General features: G+C 66.7%; 1 pseudogene. It reads right to left on the bottom strand.

Features of this window, described 5'->3' with window-relative positions:
• A pseudogene (locus KUG38_RS16655) lies at positions 1 to 258 on the bottom strand (iron uptake porin); the annotation flags it as partial.

Genomic DNA, 258 nt, shown 5'->3' on the forward strand with positions numbered 1-258 from the left:
GGCCAGCATGTCGTCCTGACGGACGCGACCACCGATGGTGGCGGTGAAGTTGCTGCCGAGGGGGAACTGGTAGAAGAGGCGGTTGATCGCGACCACGTCACCGCAGTCGACGCCCAGGCCGCAGAATTCTTCGAAGCCGGCTTCCGTGGCGTTCAGGCCGACGGTGGGGCCGCCGAAGGGCGACTGGGCGAAGTTACCGGCCCGCAGACGGGTGCGGAGCAGGTCCTTGCCGGTGAAGCTGGTGTCGAAGTTGAGCTG

Origin of the sequence: Synechococcus sp. CCAP 1479/9 (assembly GCF_019038535.1) — a bacterium.
Classification (GTDB): Bacteria; Cyanobacteriota; Cyanobacteriia; order PCC-6307; family Cyanobiaceae; genus Cyanobium.